The sequence below is a fragment of the Pedobacter sp. genome, from assembly GCF_046462515.1.
Classification (GTDB): domain Bacteria; phylum Bacteroidota; class Bacteroidia; order Sphingobacteriales; family Sphingobacteriaceae; genus Pedobacter.
Genome location: NZ_JBKGVD010000004.1, coordinates 272,542 through 290,365, shown reverse-complemented (window position 1 = coordinate 290,365; position 17,824 = coordinate 272,542). Strand labels below are relative to the sequence as shown.

Below are 17,824 nucleotides of genomic sequence, written 5' to 3'. Positions count from 1 at the left end.
CTAATGATTTAAACCTCTATCAATTCTTTTGTTGCGGCATAAAACAGATACGCCCGGATATGTTCATAGCCCATTTGCTTCAAAAGTTCTTTATATGTTTCTAATTGCTGAATATGCAGATCGCTTTTTGTAAGGGTGAACTTGTAATCCAGAATAATTACCTGATCTGCTTTGAGCATAATTCTATCTGGACGATGGAGTTTTCCATTAACATCAATGATGTTCTGCTCAATGATATGCGCCGAAGAACCGGCAAACAATTCCTTTAGTTCCGGATGATTCAATACTTCCAGTACATCTGTCTTTAATTTATCCTTTTCTGCCGAAGTGATATCGCCATCCATCAGTAATTTCCAAAGATAATTTTCAACTCCGGTTTCTGTATTGGCATTAGCTAAAATATCATGTAAAATAGAACCTTTTCGACCCGATTTTTCAAGATTTAAGATATGTTTCAGATGTTTTTCCTGTGGAGGAACATATAATTCAGACAAACGTTCTGTTGTAGGGTACTGTTCCAACCTGATCAGTTGCTTTTCTTCATCGGTACCAACTGAACTTATATACTCATCAATTATATATTCATTGGTTTCATCAAAAGAAAGGTCGAGGTCTGTTAAAGATTGAGATAGGATATCACCGATTACAGTAATTTTAGAACGGTCTGTTTTATCCATTATACCCAAATACATATAATCTATGGCTCTTGTGGTAGCTACATATAGCATATTTAGACTGTCCATGCAGCTATATAACACTTCTTCAAAATAAGACTTTGCTACTTTGCTGCTGGCTAAAGAATCACTAAAACGTAAAGGTATGCCACCTAATTGATAATAGGCTGTTTCGTGTGCCGGAACCCAGAATATACTGTCTGATTTGGTTTTCAAACTCCATAAGCAAAAAGGGATAAACACTGCTCTAAAAGCCAATCCTTTGGATTTGTGTATCGTAATAATTTGCACGGCTTCCGCTTTTTCGGGAGAGGGTAGAGATTTTTTGCACCCATCTTCATCCCACCATTTTAAGAAAGAAACAATGCCTTTTTCTCCCAATCTGGTTGCCTGTCCGGCAAGATCCCTAAAGGCTAACAAATAAGGTAGGTGCACATTTGATCGGGCAATACCATAGCTTTCGATAAGGTTTTCAATTAACTCTGAGAGCGGTAGCTGTAACCAAGTTTGCCAGTTTTCGCATAAAGTTTGTGGCAGCCCGTCTTTAAGTTGCGAAAGTTCTTTGATTTTAAGATCAAAATACTGGCTAATATCAACTTTTTCTTGTTTGATGTGATGGTACAAAGAAATAGCATTGGCTTTGTATAATGCGGTTTGTTCATTTAATCCTACCAGTATTTTCAGCGTATTGATGATCAATTGTATAGCTGAATTGCTGGCTATTAAAAGTGCATCACCTGATAAAACAGGAATACCTTCTTCCATTAAACGGTTTACACATAATTCAGCTTCGGCATTTGAACGAACCAATATTGCAATGTCTTTGGCCTGATATTTCTTAGCGGTAATCAGATCTTTAATTTCTGTGATCACATCTGTGATAACCTGATCTCTAAATACGGTTTCAGTATAACGGCTGCTTTCTTCTTCTTTACCAAATCGTTTAACTTTGATTACACCCCCAGATTTAGTATTGCTGGCTAAATTCTGACTGGCTCTGCTATAAATAGAGGTAAGAATTTGACTGAAACCCATTTGTTGCCACCACTGCTCAAGTGCTGAATTTTCGGTAAGCAGATTGTTGAGTTGCGTTTGCAGCAGCAGGGGAATAGACTGATACAGGTAATTATTGAATTTGATGATGTTTGATGTGCTGCGGTAATTCTCCTCTAAGCTATCTTCCAGAACCTGTTCAAAACCCACATCGTTTTTTGCCTGCTGATATAGAATATTCCAATCGCCCCCGCGCCAACGGTAAATAGATTGCTTAGTATCGCCCACAATTAGGTTGTCTATCATTTTTTCGCTGGGAGCTGCCATTGCATTTTTTAACAACGACCTGAAGCTTTTCCATTGGCTTCCAGAAGTATCCTGAAATTCATCGAATAGGAAATTATGATATTTTGAACCTACTTTTTCCCAAATAAAGGAAGGGTTTTCTCCTGCATCATCTGTAATTCCGGTAATCAGCTTTTGCGCGTCGCTGATTAGCAGATTATCGTTTTCATTGCGGTATTCACTTAGCAATAATGCAACTTCCTGCATGATGCGCATATAATACAGGTTTTTGTTAAATGCAGTGGCAAGTGTATAGGCAGGTAAATTGCTCTCGTGGTAGGCCCTTAATCTTTTGATCAGCGCATTGAATTCTTGGTAAAAACCGGGCAGATCAACACCTTTTTGAAACCAATTATCAGCATCATCTTCCATTTTGAAGATATCGGTAATCTTTTCAAAATTTTGATTGGCCAGCAACTGGATCTTTAACAAAGGATTTCTTGATTTTCCTTTGAGCTGATCTACGGTAATGCTGTGTTTTTCAAATAGCTTTCTGCCTTCTTCGCCTATTGCGGTCAGCTCGTTCTCATAATCTGCTAATTGCTTTTTGGTAATAAGCACGTAATGCTTAAAAAGCTCATCAATATTTTCGAGTCCGGTTTGGTGCAGGGCTTCTTCAAATACTTCGAAACTTTCTTTGAAAATTTCGCCAATGAGGCGTGAAAGTTCATCTTTGTAGTTCCAGCTTTTATTTTCGCTAATACGTTCAAGCGCCAGATCTATAATCCACTGTAGTAAATTTTTGTTATGATCTAAATTTTTGTCGAGTTTGGCTACAAGTTCATCCTTAACTTTATCATAATTCATTTCTAAATTATAATCTGCATTTAATCCAAGTTCAAAAGCAAAGCCCCTGATTACTTTTTGTACGAACCCGTCTATGGTACTCACTGCAAAACGACTGTAATCGTGCAGGATTTTGCGATAGATTAAATCTGCTTTTAACTTTAGGGTTTCTGGGTCGAGGTGTGGATGTGCTTTTAAGATGATGTTCTGGTATGCCTTTGCTTTTTCATTACCTTGAGCCAAATCTTTTAATACCGAAAGGATACGAGTTTTCATCTCTTCTGTAGCCTTATTGGTAAAAGTTACGGCCAATATTTCCCTGTATTTGTTCTCATTACTGAACAATAAGGTAAGATAATGTGCCGCAAGGCTAAAGGTTTTACCCGAGCCGGCAGAAGCTTGTAAGATTTTTAAGGGTTTGGGCATAAAATCAGTTTCGGATCTTAAACTTACAATTATTTGCTAAGCTTAGCTAAATCCATGTGATTTTTCCCTAAAGCTACTCTCCTGAAAACGTATTTATACAGCTAAATACAGAAATCTATTTATGATTCTTTTTTCTGTTTGGCTTTAGCGATTGATTTTTTGCTGATGCGTTCGGGTCTTTTTTCAATATCTACTTTATAACCTAATAGGTCTCGAATAACTACTGAAGCACAAACCCCGCCAAAGGCAGCTGGTAAGTAAGAAATGGTTCCGTAAGCCGAGCGTTTGAAATTACTTCCATCGGTCATGATAAGCGATTCTTTCATTACTTCTTCAATAGAAAAAACAGCTTTTATAGAACTTGCATTGGCTAATTTTTTTAAACGTTTACGCACATATTGTGCAAATACACACTGATAGGTATCTGTTAAATAGGTTACACGCAGTTTGGTGGGATCTAATTTTCCACCTGCTCCCATAGAACTTACAATAGGAAGGTTAGATTGCAAGGCGGTTGATAGCAAGGTAACTTTAGGTGTGATGCTATCGATGCAATCCATGATATAATCGAACTTCGTACTTAAAATTTCACGGCATTTTTGGGGTGTCAGGAAATCCTGGATAACATGAAGCTTTAACTGAGGATTAATAGCTAATAATCTTTCACGCATGATTTCTGCTTTAGCAATACCATGATTGGTTGAGAGTGCAGGTAATTGCCTGTTACGATTACTGGGATCAACCACATCGCCATCTACAATGGTCATTTCGCCTACACCACTTCTGCAAACAAATTCTGCGGCAAATGAACCCACACCTCCTAAACCTACTACCAGAACATGTTTGGTTTGTAATTTTTCAATTCCTTCATCACCTACCAAAAGGGCAGAACGTGACAGCCATGCTAAATCAGACATTTAATTGTTGTTAATTCTAAAAATAAGCTTTGTGGCTGAACTATAATAAGTTCAACTTTTTCCAGTTGGCAAAAATAATATCTTTAAGCTGTTCTATACTTATTTTCTTTAATTCTGCTGCTTTTTGGTAAATTTCCTCTATGCTTAAGTTACTGTCATCGGTTTCTAAAAAAAACATATCATTGGTTTGCTGAAACGTTAATGCAGTTGAAGGATGTTTAATTAACCCTGAACCAAAAGAAAGCAGAAAGCCATTATGTATAAGTTGTAAAGCCAATTCAGGTTTCTTATCAAAACCATGTATAATCATGGGAACGGATGGTTCTAATTGTTTTTTTAAAGTAATCAATTCGTCAAATGCTTTTACACAATGTAAAATCAAAGGCTTATTCAATTGAACTGCGAGTTGTACTTGTTGTCTTAGAATTTCTAATTGCTCATTTAGAGAAGCTCCACGTAATTTATCCAGTCCGCATTCTCCAATCAGTTTAACATTTTGTTGTTTGGCCAGCACTTCCAGATATTTCATATGAGTTTGTAGATCTGGTAAATTACCATACCAAGGATGTATGCCAAGAGAAATAGGTTTGATTTTAGGCATAGCCAGAAAAATATTCTCTGTAACGGAAAGACTTTGTATAGCCGTTATATCTTTACTCTGCTTTACAGTATGGGTATGTATATCTAAAAAAAGTGGCATAACACAACACAAAACTAACCAAAACATGCTAAGCTCCATCTGACCAATGGAATAAATTATTTACAGATAAAAGTAAAATTCAGTAGGCAGATATTAATAGCCCATACCGATTTCTTATTTTTACACGTTAAAATCCTAAAATTCAAAATAATGAAAAGAATATTATTGCTTTTAATTTGCGTTATGGGTATGCTGGCTGCAAATGCGCAAACAGATAATAAACCGGTTAAAATTTACAATGTAGAAGCCAATGCAAAAGCTGATCTGGATAAGGCGATAGCTAAGGCCAAGAAAGAAAATAAAAACGTGTTTGTTCAGGTAGGTGGTAATTGGTGTGTGTGGTGCATCAGATTTCATGATTTGGTTGATGCTACACCTGAATTAAAGAACTATCTGAACGAAAAATACGAAACCGTATTGGTAAATTACAGTCCGGAAAACAAGAACGAAGAAACGTTAAAACGATTGAAAAATCCTGGTCGTTTTGGTTTCCCGGTTTTTGTAATCCTAAATGGAGCGGGTGAAGTTATTCATATCCAAAATTCGGCCTATCTTGAAAAAGGTAATGGACATGACCCTAAGCTGATCTTAGATTTCTTAAAAAACTGGACAGTAGCTGCGGTTAATGCAAAATAAAAAAGGTGTCTGAAATTTTCAGACACCTTTTTTGTAATTATAAACCATCTCCTGATTTAAAATAATTATTGGCTGTAACCGGTAATTTTCCGGTAGGTATAAGCTGAACTTTAAACACCGAAGCGGCTGATTTCTGCATATAATCTTCTTTCTGATAAGCAACCAAAAGCGCTTTTGCATTCTCAATACCTGGAATGTTAGCTAAATTATAAGGATTTGCAAATAAGGCAAAACCTACATCTTTTTTGGCCATATCTGCAATAAAAGCTTTAACATCCTGATTTAAAGGGATGTTGTTTCCTGGACGGGTACGTGTGTCAAAAATACCTATAATTACTTGGTCGTCTGGCAGAATATTATTTACAACTGTAGTGATAGCTGCCGTATTTGCGTTTTTATCAATATTATAAACAATAGCGTTTTTATAGAATGTGCTAAGCTCTTTCTGGAAAGTTGTTTCATTTGGGGTGCCTAAATTAATGATCACCAGTCTTTTATTTGGGGTGAGGCGCTCCAAATAGCCATTATTTCTCACTAAAGTCATGCTTGCATCGGCAAGTTGTTTAAGTAAAGTATAGCTTTCAGGCCTGTTAACACCTTCATAAACATTGTTTTCGTCAACAAAAACGTTTTTGTTTAATCCTGCCCAGTATTTGGCTGTTAAGATTTTTTTTACACTCTCATCAATTCTCTCCATACTGATGCGGTCTTCTCTAACGGCTTTTCTAACCATTTTGATTGCCCGCTTACTGTTTTCGGATAGCTCTAAAATATCGTTGCCCGCAATTACACCCATTACATCGGCTTCACCATCTTTGAAATACTTTACTACACCTTTCATTTCCATTGCATCAGAAATGATAATGCCTTTAAATCCTAACTTTTCTTTTAAAAGACCAGTAACAATAGGCTTTGAAAGTGTGGAAGGAAGGTTTGGTGTTGGATCTAATGCTGGAATATTCATGTGTGCAATCATTACACCTGATACGCCTTGCTTGATCAGTTCTTTAAAGGGATAAAGTTCTAACGTATCTAAACGCTCGGCAGTAAATTTAAGCTGAGGCAGATCGTAATGTGAATCTACATCTGTATCGCCATGCCCAGGGAAATGTTTAATGCTAACCATTAATCCTCCGTCTTGCATACCTTTTAAATAAGCAGCGCCTTTTTCGGCTACATTATATTTGTTTTCACCAAAAGAACGGTAGTTGATTACTGGGTTTTTAGCATTGTTGTTTACATCCACGTCGGGTGCAAGGTTCATGTGCATGCCAATTCTCTTGTAATCCTTGGCTACTTCAAGTCCCATTTTGTAAATTAACTGCTTGTCTTGTATGGCGCCTAAAGCCATTTGGTAGGGATACGAAATAGTACTGTCTAAGCGCATTCCTAAACCCCATTCTCCATCAGAGGCAATCAATAAAGGTACTCTTGCTTTCTTCTGGTATTGGTTGGTTAATATTGCCTGACGACCAGGCCCACCCTGAAAGAAAATCAATCCGCCAACTCTTTCTTTTTTGATAACTTTCCCGATGGAATCCTGAAAAGCTTTAGGCAAATTGGTATGGGCTCTTACAAAAAACATTTGCGCAATCTTCTGGCGCTTACTTAAACGATTAAATACAGAATCTACCCATTTAGGTTCGTCTTTTAAAAGTTCTAAATACGATTTTTGCTGATTTTGTGCTTTTGCTGCGCTCAGACCAAACATGGCCGAAAAAACAAAGCCACAAGTCAATAATTTCTTCATCAGGTTCTTAAATGATATGTGAGTTATAAATTCAAAAATGCTAAATTTTTATATCAACAGGTCAATAAATATTAATAAAATCAAAAAAGGAGTTAAAATTTTACAAAATTTCATAAGCTTATATTTTTAATTGAAAGCAAGGGCTGTATTTTTTTATAGACACTAAAATGAGTAATGCTCATAGGTTATAACTGGATTGTATAATTTTTAAATAGCTGGTTTTTAATGAGGTTTACGGGATTTCTCAGCTACAACTTATGATAAACTCTGTTGAATTGGCATTATTATTACAGGTTACGGTAGAACCAAAAATTTATACACAATGAAAAAGTTATTAATTGCAGCAGTCGCTTTCGTATTTATGGCCGCAGGTGTAAAAGCACAATCTACCGATAAAATCATCAGGGTAGGGGTTAAAGGCGGACTTAACTATTCCAATATCATAAAAGATGATGGAAATAATGATTTTAAATCAGATTATTTAGTGGGTTATAATGCAGGTGTGACCTTAGACATTAAATTATTGCCAAACCTGGCCTTTACGCCTGAGTTGTTGTATTCAACCAAAGGGTACAAATTAACATCGAGCTTTGGTAAGTTTACCCAAACCACGCATTTTATAGATTTGCCTATTCTGGCTAGCATTCAATTGGCTCCGGGTTTGAATTTAGTAGCTGGTCCTCAGGTGTCTTTCCTATTATCAACCAATAATAAATTTGAAAACGGCTTTGCTGTAACCGAGCAAAAAATTGTTGAAGACGAATCAGATCGTTTTAAAAAGAGCTTATTGGGAGGGGTAATAGGTGCCCGTTTTGATGTGAATAGCCAATTTGGAATTTTTGGACGTTATGCGCTGGATTTCCAGAAAAACAATGAAAACGGAACCACAACTACACCTGAATTTAAGAATCAAGTATTTCAGGTTGGGTTAGGTGTAAAGTTTTAACTGTTTAAAACTCAAGATTTATTGTCTCGTTCGGGAAACCGGACGAGATTTTTTGTTATATGGATGTTTCGTAAAGTATTGCGTAGGAAAAGAGTATGAATTTTAAACTTTTGTTAGCTTTGTGTATTCATATTTGACATGGAAAATAAACAACAGAAAGAGTCGAACTTTAATCTAAAGGTTATGCGTTGGATTAATATTATTGCTATAACCATGTTTGTATTAGGTATTCTTTATAAAATATTCTTTTAATTGTTAACGTAATGAAAAAAATCATTAATACCACCAATGCTCCAGCTCCGATAGGACCTTATAACCAGGCAGTAATTGCTAATGGATTTTTATTTGCTTCGGGCCAGATTGCAATTAATCCTGAAAACGGCGAATTAAATATAAGTTCTGTAAAAGAAGAAACACATCAGGTAATGCGTAATGTAAAAGCGGTACTGGTAGAAGCTGGTTACCAGTTAACAGATGTGGTAAAAACAACAATCTTCTTGTCAGATATGTCTTTGTTTGCAGAAGTTAATGAGGTTTATGGTTCTTATTTCAAAAGTGATTTTCCGGCAAGAGAAACCGTGGCTGTAAAAGGATTGCCAAAAGGTGTTAATGTTGAGATTTCAGTAACTGCGTATAAAGGATAAAGTTGACCAATAATAAATCAAAATACTTGTTGTCGGCATTTGGTTCAACAGCAATATGGGGTTTCTTTGCCATTCCGCTAAGAAATCTAAGGGCTTACCCTGCCAATCAGATTTTATATTTCCGCATTTTTGCTTCTTTGCTGGTTATATGGGCAGTTATTTTTTTGTTCCGTAAGGCAGAGCTTAAAAAAGATCTTGCATATTTCGAATCTGTAGACCGTAAAACAAAGCGAGTTATTCTTGCTCAGATTATTGGTTCAACCTTATTGCTTACAGCAAACTGGTATACTTTTATTTTTGCAATCAATAATATCAGTATCAAATCGGGTGCATTTGCTTATATGGTATGTCCTTTAATTACTGCTTTTGGAGGATATCTTATTTTAAAAGAGCATCTTTCAAAATTGCAGATGACAGCTCTGGCTATTGCAACAACCAGTATTTTAATGCTGGCCACCGGTTCTTTTTTAGAAGTAACATGGTCGGTTATAGTTGCTGCACTTTATGCATTTTATCTGATTTTACAGCGTAAGATGCAAAACTTGGATAAACTTAATGTTTTGGCATTTCAGATTTCAATTGCTGTCTTGCTGATGATACCTTTGTTTTTTTATCAACATACCCAAGTACCTGCTGAGACAAGCTTTTGGTTAAATATATTCCTCATTGCAATTGTTTTTACTATTATTCCTTTGTTTTTAAGCCTATTTGCATTGGTAGGAATTCCTTCTTCAACGCTGGGTATCATTATTTATATTAATCCAATCATTGCTTTTGCAGTGGCTATCTTATATTTTAATGAGCATATAGATGCTCACCAGATTACGGCATATTTATTATTGCTTTTTGCCGTTTTTCTCTTTAATTGGAAGTTGATAAAAGATATTCTTACTTTTAAAATAAAATAGAAAGTATTGTTCGCTAATAATTTAGATACACTTTTAGTTTATTTAAAAGGCGTTGGTCCTAAGCGTGCAGAGCTTTTACAAAAAGAGCTGGGTGTATCAACTTATGCGCAACTTTTAGAACATTTTCCTTTCAGATATATAGATAGAACTCGCTTCTATAAAATTAACCAGCTAAATTCCGATTTGCCTTTAGTCCAGGTAACAGGTAAGGTTATCAGTAAAGAAACAGTTGGTGATAAACAGAAGAAAAGAATTGTAGCCAAGTTTGCAGACGATACTGGAATAATGGAATTAGTCTGGTTCCAGAGCCTGAAATGGGTAGATGAACATATTGTAAATGGAGGTACTTACATTGCTTTTGGGAAACCTGTTTTATTTAACGGAACATTCAGCATTTCGCATCCTGAGTTGGAAAACTACCCCCGCCAACAAGGACTTACGGGAAATTTAACGCTGCAGCCCATATATAATTCTACTGAAAAGCTGAAGAAAAGCTTTTTGGACAGCAAGGGTCTGCAAAAGCTGATACAGCTTATTTTAGAACTGCATGTAAATGAAATCAGAGAAACCCTACCAAGCTATGTATTGGAAAAATACAGACTGATATCTCGTAAAGATGCCTATAGACATATTCACTTCCCGGCAAGTGCAGCTATGCTCCAACAAGCACAAAGACGTTTAAAATTTGAAGAACTTTTCTTTATACAATTACAGCTGCTGTATAGCAAACAAATCAATAGCTTAAAATTTAAAGGAGCTCTTTTTAACAATGTGGGAGAAAAGGTAAATAAGTTTTATAATGAGATTTTACCTTTCGATTTAACTAATGCACAAAAGCGTGTAATTAAAGAAATCAGGATAGATACACAGAGAGGTGCGCAAATGAACAGATTGGTGCAAGGTGATGTTGGAAGCGGCAAAACGGTTGTGGCATTAATGAGTATGCTGTTGGCTAATGATAATGGTTGCCAAGCCTGCATGATGGCACCTACGGAAATCTTGGCCAGACAGCATTATCAATCTATAGTAGATTTGATTAAAGATGACTTGGTAAAAGTATCCATTTTAACCGGAAGTACAACTAAAAAGCAACGTACACAAATACATCAACAATTAGAAAACGGTGAAATAGATATCTTAATTGGTACACACGCTTTGATTGAAGATAAAGTTCAATTTAAGAACCTGGGACTGGTTGTAATTGATGAACAGCATAGGTTTGGGGTTGAGCAGAGGGCGAAGCTTTGGAGAAAGAACAACATTCCTCCCCATATCTTGGTAATGACAGCTACTCCTATACCTAGAACTTTAGCCATGACTCTATATGGTGATCTGGATGTATCGGTAATAGATGAACTGCCTGCAGGAAGGAAACCTATTGATACCAGACATTTTTATGAGAGTCAACGCTTGAGAATGTTTGGCTTTTTGAAACAGGAAATTGCCAAGGGCCGGCAGGTGTATATAGTTTATCCTTTAATTAAGGAAAGTGAGAAACTGGATTTGCTGCATCTCGAAGCAGGTATTGAGCAATTAAGCTATCAGTTTTCACAACCTAATTACCAGATCAGTATTGTGCATGGCAAAATGAGCAATGCCGATAAGCAATTTGAAATGCAACGTTTTATTGAAGGTAAAACACAGATTATGGTGGCCACTACGGTTATAGAAGTTGGTGTCAATGTGCCTAATGCATCGGTAATGGTAATTGAAAATGCAGAAAGATTTGGTTTGTCGCAGTTGCACCAGTTACGTGGAAGGGTGGGGCGCGGGGCTGAACAATCATTTTGTATTTTAATGTCGGGGAATAAATTAAACCCAACTTCTAAACAGCGTCTAGAAACTATGGTTAGAACAAATAATGGGTTCGAGATTTCTGAAGTTGATCTGCAGTTACGAGGGCCTGGTGATATTAGCGGAACCCAGCAAAGTGGCACAGTAGAGTTGAAAGTAGCGGATCTGGCTCATGATCAGGTTATATTGCAGGAAGCAAGAAACACGGTAATAGAGATTTTAAAGGAGGATCAACTCTTAGAAAAACCAGAGAACAACCTCTTGAAAAATTATCTCAATCGCAAAAGTCAAGGGATTTCTTTTAATAAGATTTCCTAATGTCATCTGCTGGTATTACTCGTTATAATTGTTATCTTGAAGAATAAAGAATTATAATCCATGACAAATAAAAACGCTCCTTCCTCTTTTAATGATGAAGTTGTCATCAATAAGATTTATGAAATACGAGGGCAAAAAGTTATGCTCGATAGTGATTTGGCAGAACTTTATCAAGTTGAAACGAAAAGATTAAATGAACAGGTTCACAGAAATCCTGATCGTTTCCCCGAAGATTTTATGTTTAAATTAACAGATGTAGAATGGAATTCTTTGAGGTCGCAAATTGCGACCTCAAAAGGCAGAAGAGGTGGAAGAACCTACCTGCCCAATGTTTTTACAGAATACGGAGTGTTGATGTTGTCTAGTGTGCTTAACAGCCAGCAGGCTATACAGGCTAACATACAGATTGTAAGGGTTTTTGCCCGTTTACGCAAATTGCTTAATGAACATACAGAAGTAAGGCAAGAAATTGCCAAGATTAAAAAGCATCTGCAAAATCACGATAAGAATATAGAACTGGTATTTACATATTTGGATGAGTTAACTGAAAAGAAAGCTGTTCCTCGAAAAAGAATAGGGTTCAAACCAGATAACTTATAGCCTTTACATTTTACCCAAAACTTTTTTACTTAACTGTTTTGTAATTCAATTAATTGCCGTATCTTTGCAGTCCCGTAAAAAGCGGGATTATAAAAAATTATTAACAAATTAAATAAAAGCAAGTGAATACGTTAAGTTACAAAACTGTCTCTGCGAATGCTAAAACTGTTAACAAACAGTGGGTTGTTATTGATGCAGAAGGAGAGATTTTGGGGCGCTTGTCTTCTAAAATCGCAATGATTATCAGAGGAAAAAACAAGCCAGAGTACACCCCACACGTAGACTGCGGAGATAACGTAATCGTTATTAATGCAGACAAGGTTAAATTAACTGGTAACAAGTTAGAAGAGAAAGAATACATTTCTTATACAGGTTATCCAGGTGGTCAAAGATTTATTTCTCCTAAGGAGTTATTGGCAAAGCATCCTACTCGTATCGTAGAAAAAGCTGTACGTGGTATGTTGCCTAAAACTAAGTTGGGTAAAAAATTATATACCAACCTTTATGTTTATGCTGGTTCTGAGCATCCGCATGCGGCACAATCACCAAAAACCATTAAACTTTAATTAAAGGAGAAAAGAAATGTCAACTACAAATACTTCAGGAAGAAGAAAGACAGCAGTTGCCCGTATTTATTTAACAGACGGCAACGGTGCTATTACCGTAAATGGTAAAGACTATAAAGTATATTTTCCTACCTTGCCTTTACAATATATCGTAAACCAATCGTTTGAGGTTGCCGAGGTTGCTGGTAAATACGATGTTAAAGTAAATGTATCAGGTGGCGGTGTTAAAGGTCAGGCCGAGGCTGTTCGTTTAGCTATTGCTAAAGCTATTGTTGAACTTGATGCTGAGAAAAAATCTGCTTTACGTGCTAAAGGGTTAATGACCCGTGATATGCGTATGGTTGAGCGTAAGAAACCAGGACGTGCAAAAGCTCGTAAGAGATTCCAATTCAGTAAACGTTAATCTTAAGGAGACAAAACAATGGCAAGAACAACATATCAAGACTTATTGGATGCAGGTGTACACTTTGGACACCTTACCCGCAAATGGAATCCAAAAATGGCTCCTTATATTTTCATGGAGCGTAATGGAATCCACATTATTGATTTAAATAAAACTTTAGCAAAAACAGAAGAAGCTGCTTCTGCAATAAAACAAATTGTAAAATCTGGTCGTAAGATTTTATTTGTTGCTACTAAAAAACAAGCAAAAGAAATCGTTGCTGATCAAGCAAAAAAAGTAAATATGCCTTTCGTAACCGAGCGTTGGTTAGGGGGTATGTTAACTAACTTTGCTACTGTACGTAAGTCAATCAAAAAGATGGCTAACATCGATAAAATGACTAAAGACGGTACTTATGCAATTCTTTCTAAAAAAGAGCGCTTAATGATCCAACGTGAGCGTATCAAATTAGAGAACCTTTTAGGTGGTATCGCTGATTTGAACCGCTTACCTGCGGCTATCTTCTTAATTGATGTTAAGAAAGAGCATATCGCTGTGGCAGAAGCTTTGAAATTAAACATTCCTACTTTTGCAATGGTTGATACAAACTCTGATCCTTCAAACATTGATTTCCCTATTCCAGCTAATGATGATGCTACAAAATCAATCTCTTTGATTACTAGCGTAATCGTTAAAGCTATCGAAGAAGGTTTAGAGGAGCGCAAGCGTGAGAAGGATGAGGAAGCTGAAAAAGAAGCGGTAGCTGCTAAAACGGCTGCTGATGCACCTGAAGCTCCTGCAAAAAAAGGTAAAAAAGCTGCTGCAGAAGTAGAATCATCTACAGAAGACAGTAAAGAAGCCTAATTAAAATAACTGTTATGGGTTATGAGTGTTATGTTGCAGGCTTGCTTACAACGTATAACTTGTAACCCATACTTTTTATAAAACATTTAAAAAAGAAAAAAAATGTCAACAGTACAAATTTCTGCCGCAGATGTAAATAGATTACGCCAACAAACTGGTGCCGGCATGATGGATTGCAAAAAAGCATTAATGGAATCTAATGGTGATTTTGAAGCCGCAGTTGATTACTTACGTAAAAAAGGTGCTAAAGTAGCTGCTTCTCGTCAAGACAGAGATAACAACGAAGGAGTAGTAATTGCTAAAGCTACTGCAGATGGTAAACGTGGTGTAATTATCGAGTTAAACTGCGAAACAGATTTCGTTGCTAAGAATACAGATTTCGTTGCTTTAGGTCAAAAATTTGCTGATTTAGCAATTGAAAAAAATCCTGCTTCTTTAGCTGATTTATTAGCTTTAGAAATAGACGGACAAAAAGTAGAAGAATCAATCGTAGAAAATACAGGTAAAATTGGTGAAAAAATCGGTATTTCTAAATACGAAGTAGTTAACGGAGAAAAAGTAGTTGCCTATATCCATGGTAACTATCGTTTAGGTGTATTGGTGGCTTTAAATGAAGACGTAGCAGGTGCTGAAGAAGCTGGTAAAGACGTTGCAATGCAAATTGCTGCTATGAACCCAGTTGCTTTAGACAAGGCTGATGTTGATGCTTCTACTATAGAGCGTGAGTTAGAGATTGCTAAAGAACAAATCCGTGCAGAAGGTAAACCAGAAGAAATGGTTGAAAAAATTGCTGCTGGTAAATTGAATAAATTCTACAAAGAAAATACTTTATTAAATCAAGAGTTTGTTAAAGATGGTTCAGTAGATGTTCGTAAATTCTTAGATAATACTTCTAAAGGATTAACAGTTACTGCTTTTAAACGCGTACAATTAGGCGCTTAATTAGCAATTAAATAAATTTGAAAGCTTCGGGTTTAACCTGAAGCTTTTTTTTTGCAAGATAAAAAGCCGTTATTCGTATATTAATTCTTTATCCTTATTGTCATGTTAAACGTAGAAAACCTGAACGTTTTTTATCATAACCAAATTAAACGCTTAGAAAATTTTGGCTTTACAGAAAAAGGCATTACCAGTATACAAACAAATGATGATGTATTGTATAATGGAGATTTGCTAATCCCGGGCTTTATAGACCTGCAGATTTATGGAGCGGGAGGAGAGCTCTTTTCTGCTAATCCTACACTTGAAAGCATTGATTTTATAGAAAATCAATTATTAAAAGAAGGTACAACAGGCTTCTTGATTTGTTTGGCAACCAATACTCCTGAAGTTTTTAACCGTTGTATAGAGGTTATGAAAACACACCAAAAAAATGCAAAAAACTGTTGGGGCTTACATCTTGAAGGACCTTTTATCAACCCTAAAAAAAGAGGAGCCCACGTTTTAGAATATATCAGAAAGGCTTCTTTAGATGAGATTAAAGCTTTATTGGATTTTGGAGAAGGAACAGTTAAAATGATCACGCTTGCGCCTGAATTGCAGGACGATGAGATTATTACCTACCTCATAGATCACAACATTATTGTTTCTTTAGGGCATAGCGATGCCACGTTTGAAGAGGCAACGGCCGCATACAATAAAGGCGTACAAACCACTACTCATTTATTTAATGCTATGTCACCAATTTTACACAGAAGGCCAGGCATACCTACAGCTGTATTTAATCACCCTAGTGCAATGGCAAGTATTATAGCAGATGGTATGCATGTAGATTTTGAAGTGGTAAAGATGGCACATAAGCAAATGAAAGAACGATTGTTCTTAATTACTGATGCAGTTACAGATTGTAATACTGGCCCTTACCAGCATAAAGCGGTTGATGGGAAGTTTGTAATGCCTGATGGAACACTATCTGGTTCATCTTTAACGATGTTGCAGGCAGTTAAAAATTGTGTAGGGCATTGCAATATTGATTTACCTACTGCAATTGCTATGGCTACAACATATCCTTCAAAATTATCCGCTGCTTTTAATAGAGCTAGCGCTTTGGAGCTAGGTAATGATAGTAACTTTTTGATCTTGGATCGTAATCTTGAACTGAAGAGTATATTTTTTAACGGAAAAGAAATAAAATAGAATAAACCTGCCCAATTAGAAAAATCTTGTAATTTTGCGCTTTATGAAATATAAACGAATTCTACTTAAGCTTAGCGGCGAATCGTTAATGGGTGATAAGCAGTATGGTATTGATAACGATCGTGTTAAGCAATATGCCGAAGATATTAAGGCTGTTCATAGTAAAGGAATGGAAATTGCCATTGTTATTGGAGGCGGAAACATTTTTAGAGGTCTGAGTGCCGAAAAATCGGGTATGGATAGGGCACAGGCTGATTATATGGGAATGCTTGCTACCGTAATCAATAGTATGGCTCTGCAAGATGCCTTAGAGAAAGTAGGATTAAAAACCCGTTTATTAACAGCTATAAAAATGGAGCAAATCTGCGAGCCTTTTATCCGCAGACGAGCTGTGCGTCACTTAGAGAAGGGGCGCATCGTAATATTTGGTGCGGGTACTGGTAACCCTTACTTTACAACAGATTCTGCAGCTGCTTTAAGAGCTATTGAAATTAAAGCAGATGTGGTACTAAAAGGTACAAGAGTGGATGGTATTTATACTGCCGATCCTGAAAAAGATCCTTCAGCGAAAAAATATGATGAGATTACATTCAAGGAAGTCTATGAAAAAGATCTAAATGTAATGGATATGACCGCTTTTACACTTTGCGAAGAGAACGATTTGCCTATTATCGTATTTGATATGAATAAAACCGGCAATTTTATGAAAATAACCAATGGTGAAGAAATTGGCACATTAGTAAAAGGATAACGAATTTTATATTTTTGTATAAAGACAATAAGATATGAACGACCTCATAAAGAAACAATTAGCCGATGCTCAAGCAAATATGGATAAAGCTATTGCGCATTGTGAATCAGAGTTAACCAAGATCAGAGCAGGAAAAGCATCAGCAGGTATGCTTGATGGTATTATGGTAGATTATTACGGCAGCGCTACACCTTTAGCACAGGTTGGAGGTATCAATACACCCGATGCCCGTACTTTAATCATCCAGCCTTGGGAAAAAAATATGTTAATACCTATTGAAAGAGCCATTATGGAAGCTAATATTGGTATTAATCCACAAAATGATGGAAGTGTAATTCGATTGGTTGTACCACCTTTAACTGAGGAGCGCAGGAAAGAACTGGTTAAAAAAGTAAAAGAAGAAGCAGAAAGGGGACGTATAACAATACGTAACATCCGTAAAGACGCTAACGAGAAGATTAAAAAGCTAAAAACCTCAGATAATGTTTCTGATGATGAGATAAAAGCTGGTGAAGCAGAAGTGCAAAAAATAACTGATAATTATATTGTTAAGGTTGATAAACATGCCGAAGCTAAAGAAAAAGATATCATGACGATATAAAACTTATATCGGTGAAATGTAAACAAAAAGGGATTGTGGTTTTGCTACATTCCCTTTTTTTATTTTTGCATCCTTATAATTGAGAAA

18 protein-coding genes are annotated in these 17,824 nt (G+C 36.2%); 14 read left to right on the top strand and 4 right to left on the bottom strand.

Translation table 11 applies throughout. The annotated features are described in order from the left end of the window. Positions 1-8: 8 nt before the first annotated feature. The 3 genes from ACLHG9_RS04795 to ACLHG9_RS04785 all read right to left on the bottom strand — a co-directional run bounded on the left by ACLHG9_RS04795 (position 9) and on the right by ACLHG9_RS04785 (position 4,841). Positions 9-3,224 carry a UvrD-helicase domain-containing protein gene (locus ACLHG9_RS04795; RefSeq protein WP_410220382.1) on the bottom strand — a complete coding sequence of 1,072 codons (3,216 nt, stop codon included), beginning with the start codon at positions 3,222-3,224 and terminating at the stop codon, positions 9-11. Positions 3,225-3,343: 119 nt separating this feature from the next. Then, positions 3,344-4,141 carry a ThiF family adenylyltransferase gene (locus tag ACLHG9_RS04790; protein ID WP_410220381.1) on the bottom strand — a complete coding sequence of 266 codons (798 nt, stop codon included), beginning with the start codon at positions 4,139-4,141 and terminating at the stop codon, positions 3,344-3,346. Between the two features lie 40 nt (positions 4,142-4,181). Then, on the bottom strand, positions 4,182-4,841 hold the full coding sequence (locus ACLHG9_RS04785; protein ID WP_410220380.1) for a TatD family hydrolase: 660 nt from the start codon (positions 4,839-4,841) through the stop codon (positions 4,182-4,184). Positions 4,842-4,991: 150 nt separating this feature from the next. Between ACLHG9_RS04785 and ACLHG9_RS04780 the strand changes: the two genes are divergently transcribed. After that, complete coding sequence (locus tag ACLHG9_RS04780) at positions 4,992-5,477, top strand: thioredoxin family protein (RefSeq protein WP_410220379.1); 486 nt, start codon at positions 4,992-4,994, stop codon at positions 5,475-5,477. A gap of 37 nt (positions 5,478-5,514) precedes the next feature. Here the strand turns inward: ACLHG9_RS04780 and ACLHG9_RS04775 are convergent, their stop codons facing one another. Further along, on the bottom strand, positions 5,515-7,227 hold the full coding sequence (locus tag ACLHG9_RS04775) for a glycoside hydrolase family 3 protein (RefSeq protein WP_410220378.1): 1,713 nt from the start codon (positions 7,225-7,227) through the stop codon (positions 5,515-5,517). Between the two features lie 322 nt (positions 7,228-7,549). Between ACLHG9_RS04775 and ACLHG9_RS04770 the strand changes: the two genes are divergently transcribed. The 13 genes from ACLHG9_RS04770 to frr all read left to right on the top strand — a co-directional run bounded on the left by ACLHG9_RS04770 (position 7,550) and on the right by frr (position 17,737). Next, on the top strand, positions 7,550-8,173 hold the full coding sequence (locus ACLHG9_RS04770; protein ID WP_410220377.1) for a porin family protein: 624 nt from the start codon (positions 7,550-7,552) through the stop codon (positions 8,171-8,173). A gap of 138 nt (positions 8,174-8,311) precedes the next feature. Further along, the gene (locus ACLHG9_RS04765; RefSeq protein WP_317228597.1) at positions 8,312-8,425 is read left to right on the top strand and encodes a DUF6728 family protein; all 114 of its coding nucleotides are present in this window, start codon (positions 8,312-8,314) and stop codon (positions 8,423-8,425) included. 11 nt (positions 8,426-8,436) lie between these two features. Next, the gene (locus tag ACLHG9_RS04760) at positions 8,437-8,817 is read left to right on the top strand and encodes a RidA family protein (protein WP_410220376.1); all 381 of its coding nucleotides are present in this window, start codon (positions 8,437-8,439) and stop codon (positions 8,815-8,817) included. A gap of 26 nt (positions 8,818-8,843) precedes the next feature. Beyond that, the gene (locus tag ACLHG9_RS04755; protein ID WP_410220375.1) at positions 8,844-9,725 is read left to right on the top strand and encodes an EamA family transporter; all 882 of its coding nucleotides are present in this window, start codon (positions 8,844-8,846) and stop codon (positions 9,723-9,725) included. Positions 9,726-9,731: 6 nt separating this feature from the next. Then, the gene (gene recG / locus ACLHG9_RS04750) at positions 9,732-11,837 is read left to right on the top strand and encodes an ATP-dependent DNA helicase RecG (RefSeq protein ID WP_410220374.1); all 2,106 of its coding nucleotides are present in this window, start codon (positions 9,732-9,734) and stop codon (positions 11,835-11,837) included. 60 nt (positions 11,838-11,897) lie between these two features. After that, the gene (locus tag ACLHG9_RS04745; RefSeq protein ID WP_410220373.1) at positions 11,898-12,437 is read left to right on the top strand and encodes an ORF6N domain-containing protein; all 540 of its coding nucleotides are present in this window, start codon (positions 11,898-11,900) and stop codon (positions 12,435-12,437) included. Positions 12,438-12,559: 122 nt separating this feature from the next. Further along, positions 12,560-13,003 (top strand): 50S ribosomal protein L13, encoded by a 444-nt coding sequence (gene rplM, locus ACLHG9_RS04740; RefSeq protein ID WP_243359937.1) that lies wholly within the window; start codon positions 12,560-12,562, stop codon positions 13,001-13,003. 16 nt (positions 13,004-13,019) lie between these two features. Continuing rightward, positions 13,020-13,406, top strand: a complete 387-nt coding sequence (rpsI, locus tag ACLHG9_RS04735; protein WP_243359958.1) for a 30S ribosomal protein S9 — start codon at positions 13,020-13,022, stop codon at positions 13,404-13,406. Between the two features lie 18 nt (positions 13,407-13,424). Further along, positions 13,425-14,249: a 30S ribosomal protein S2 gene (gene rpsB / locus ACLHG9_RS04730; protein WP_243359960.1), complete on the top strand. Its 825-nt coding sequence runs from the start codon at positions 13,425-13,427 to the stop codon at positions 14,247-14,249. Between the two features lie 102 nt (positions 14,250-14,351). Then, the gene (gene tsf / locus ACLHG9_RS04725) at positions 14,352-15,191 is read left to right on the top strand and encodes a translation elongation factor Ts (protein WP_410220372.1); all 840 of its coding nucleotides are present in this window, start codon (positions 14,352-14,354) and stop codon (positions 15,189-15,191) included. 102 nt (positions 15,192-15,293) lie between these two features. After that, a complete protein-coding gene (gene nagA / locus ACLHG9_RS04720) occupies positions 15,294-16,385 on the top strand; it encodes an N-acetylglucosamine-6-phosphate deacetylase (RefSeq protein ID WP_410220371.1) in 1,092 nt (363 codons plus the stop codon). Between the two features lie 43 nt (positions 16,386-16,428). Beyond that, a complete protein-coding gene (gene pyrH / locus ACLHG9_RS04715) occupies positions 16,429-17,136 on the top strand; it encodes a UMP kinase (protein WP_410220370.1) in 708 nt (235 codons plus the stop codon). A 34-nt stretch (positions 17,137-17,170) separates the two neighbouring features. After that, entirely contained in the window at positions 17,171-17,737 is a 567-nt protein-coding gene (frr, locus tag ACLHG9_RS04710; RefSeq protein WP_410220369.1) for a ribosome recycling factor, read from the top strand. Positions 17,738-17,824: the final 87 nt, after the last annotated feature.

Coding starts and splice junctions, on each gene's coding strand:
- tsf (WP_410220372.1), top strand. CDS start 14,352: ATGTCAACAGTACAAATTTCTGCCGCAGATGTAAATAGATTACGCCAA.
- ACLHG9_RS04745 (WP_410220373.1), top strand. CDS start 11,898: ATGACAAATAAAAACGCTCCTTCCTCTTTTAATGATGAAGTTGTCATC.
- ACLHG9_RS04765 (WP_317228597.1), top strand. CDS start 8,312: ATGGAAAATAAACAACAGAAAGAGTCGAACTTTAATCTAAAGGTTATG.
- ACLHG9_RS04790 (WP_410220381.1), bottom strand. CDS start 4,141: ATGTCTGATTTAGCATGGCTGTCACGTTCTGCCCTTTTGGTAGGTGAT.
- ACLHG9_RS04760 (WP_410220376.1), top strand. CDS start 8,437: ATGAAAAAAATCATTAATACCACCAATGCTCCAGCTCCGATAGGACCT.
- ACLHG9_RS04775 (WP_410220378.1), bottom strand. CDS start 7,227: ATGAAGAAATTATTGACTTGTGGCTTTGTTTTTTCGGCCATGTTTGGT.
- ACLHG9_RS04795 (WP_410220382.1), bottom strand. CDS start 3,224: ATGCCCAAACCCTTAAAAATCTTACAAGCTTCTGCCGGCTCGGGTAAA.
- ACLHG9_RS04780 (WP_410220379.1), top strand. CDS start 4,992: ATGAAAAGAATATTATTGCTTTTAATTTGCGTTATGGGTATGCTGGCT.
- pyrH (WP_410220370.1), top strand. CDS start 16,429: ATGAAATATAAACGAATTCTACTTAAGCTTAGCGGCGAATCGTTAATG.
- rpsB (WP_243359960.1), top strand. CDS start 13,425: ATGGCAAGAACAACATATCAAGACTTATTGGATGCAGGTGTACACTTT.
- frr (WP_410220369.1), top strand. CDS start 17,171: ATGAACGACCTCATAAAGAAACAATTAGCCGATGCTCAAGCAAATATG.
- ACLHG9_RS04785 (WP_410220380.1), bottom strand. CDS start 4,841: ATGCCACTTTTTTTAGATATACATACCCATACTGTAAAGCAGAGTAAA.
- ACLHG9_RS04770 (WP_410220377.1), top strand. CDS start 7,550: ATGAAAAAGTTATTAATTGCAGCAGTCGCTTTCGTATTTATGGCCGCA.
- nagA (WP_410220371.1), top strand. CDS start 15,294: ATGTTAAACGTAGAAAACCTGAACGTTTTTTATCATAACCAAATTAAA.
- rpsI (WP_243359958.1), top strand. CDS start 13,020: ATGTCAACTACAAATACTTCAGGAAGAAGAAAGACAGCAGTTGCCCGT.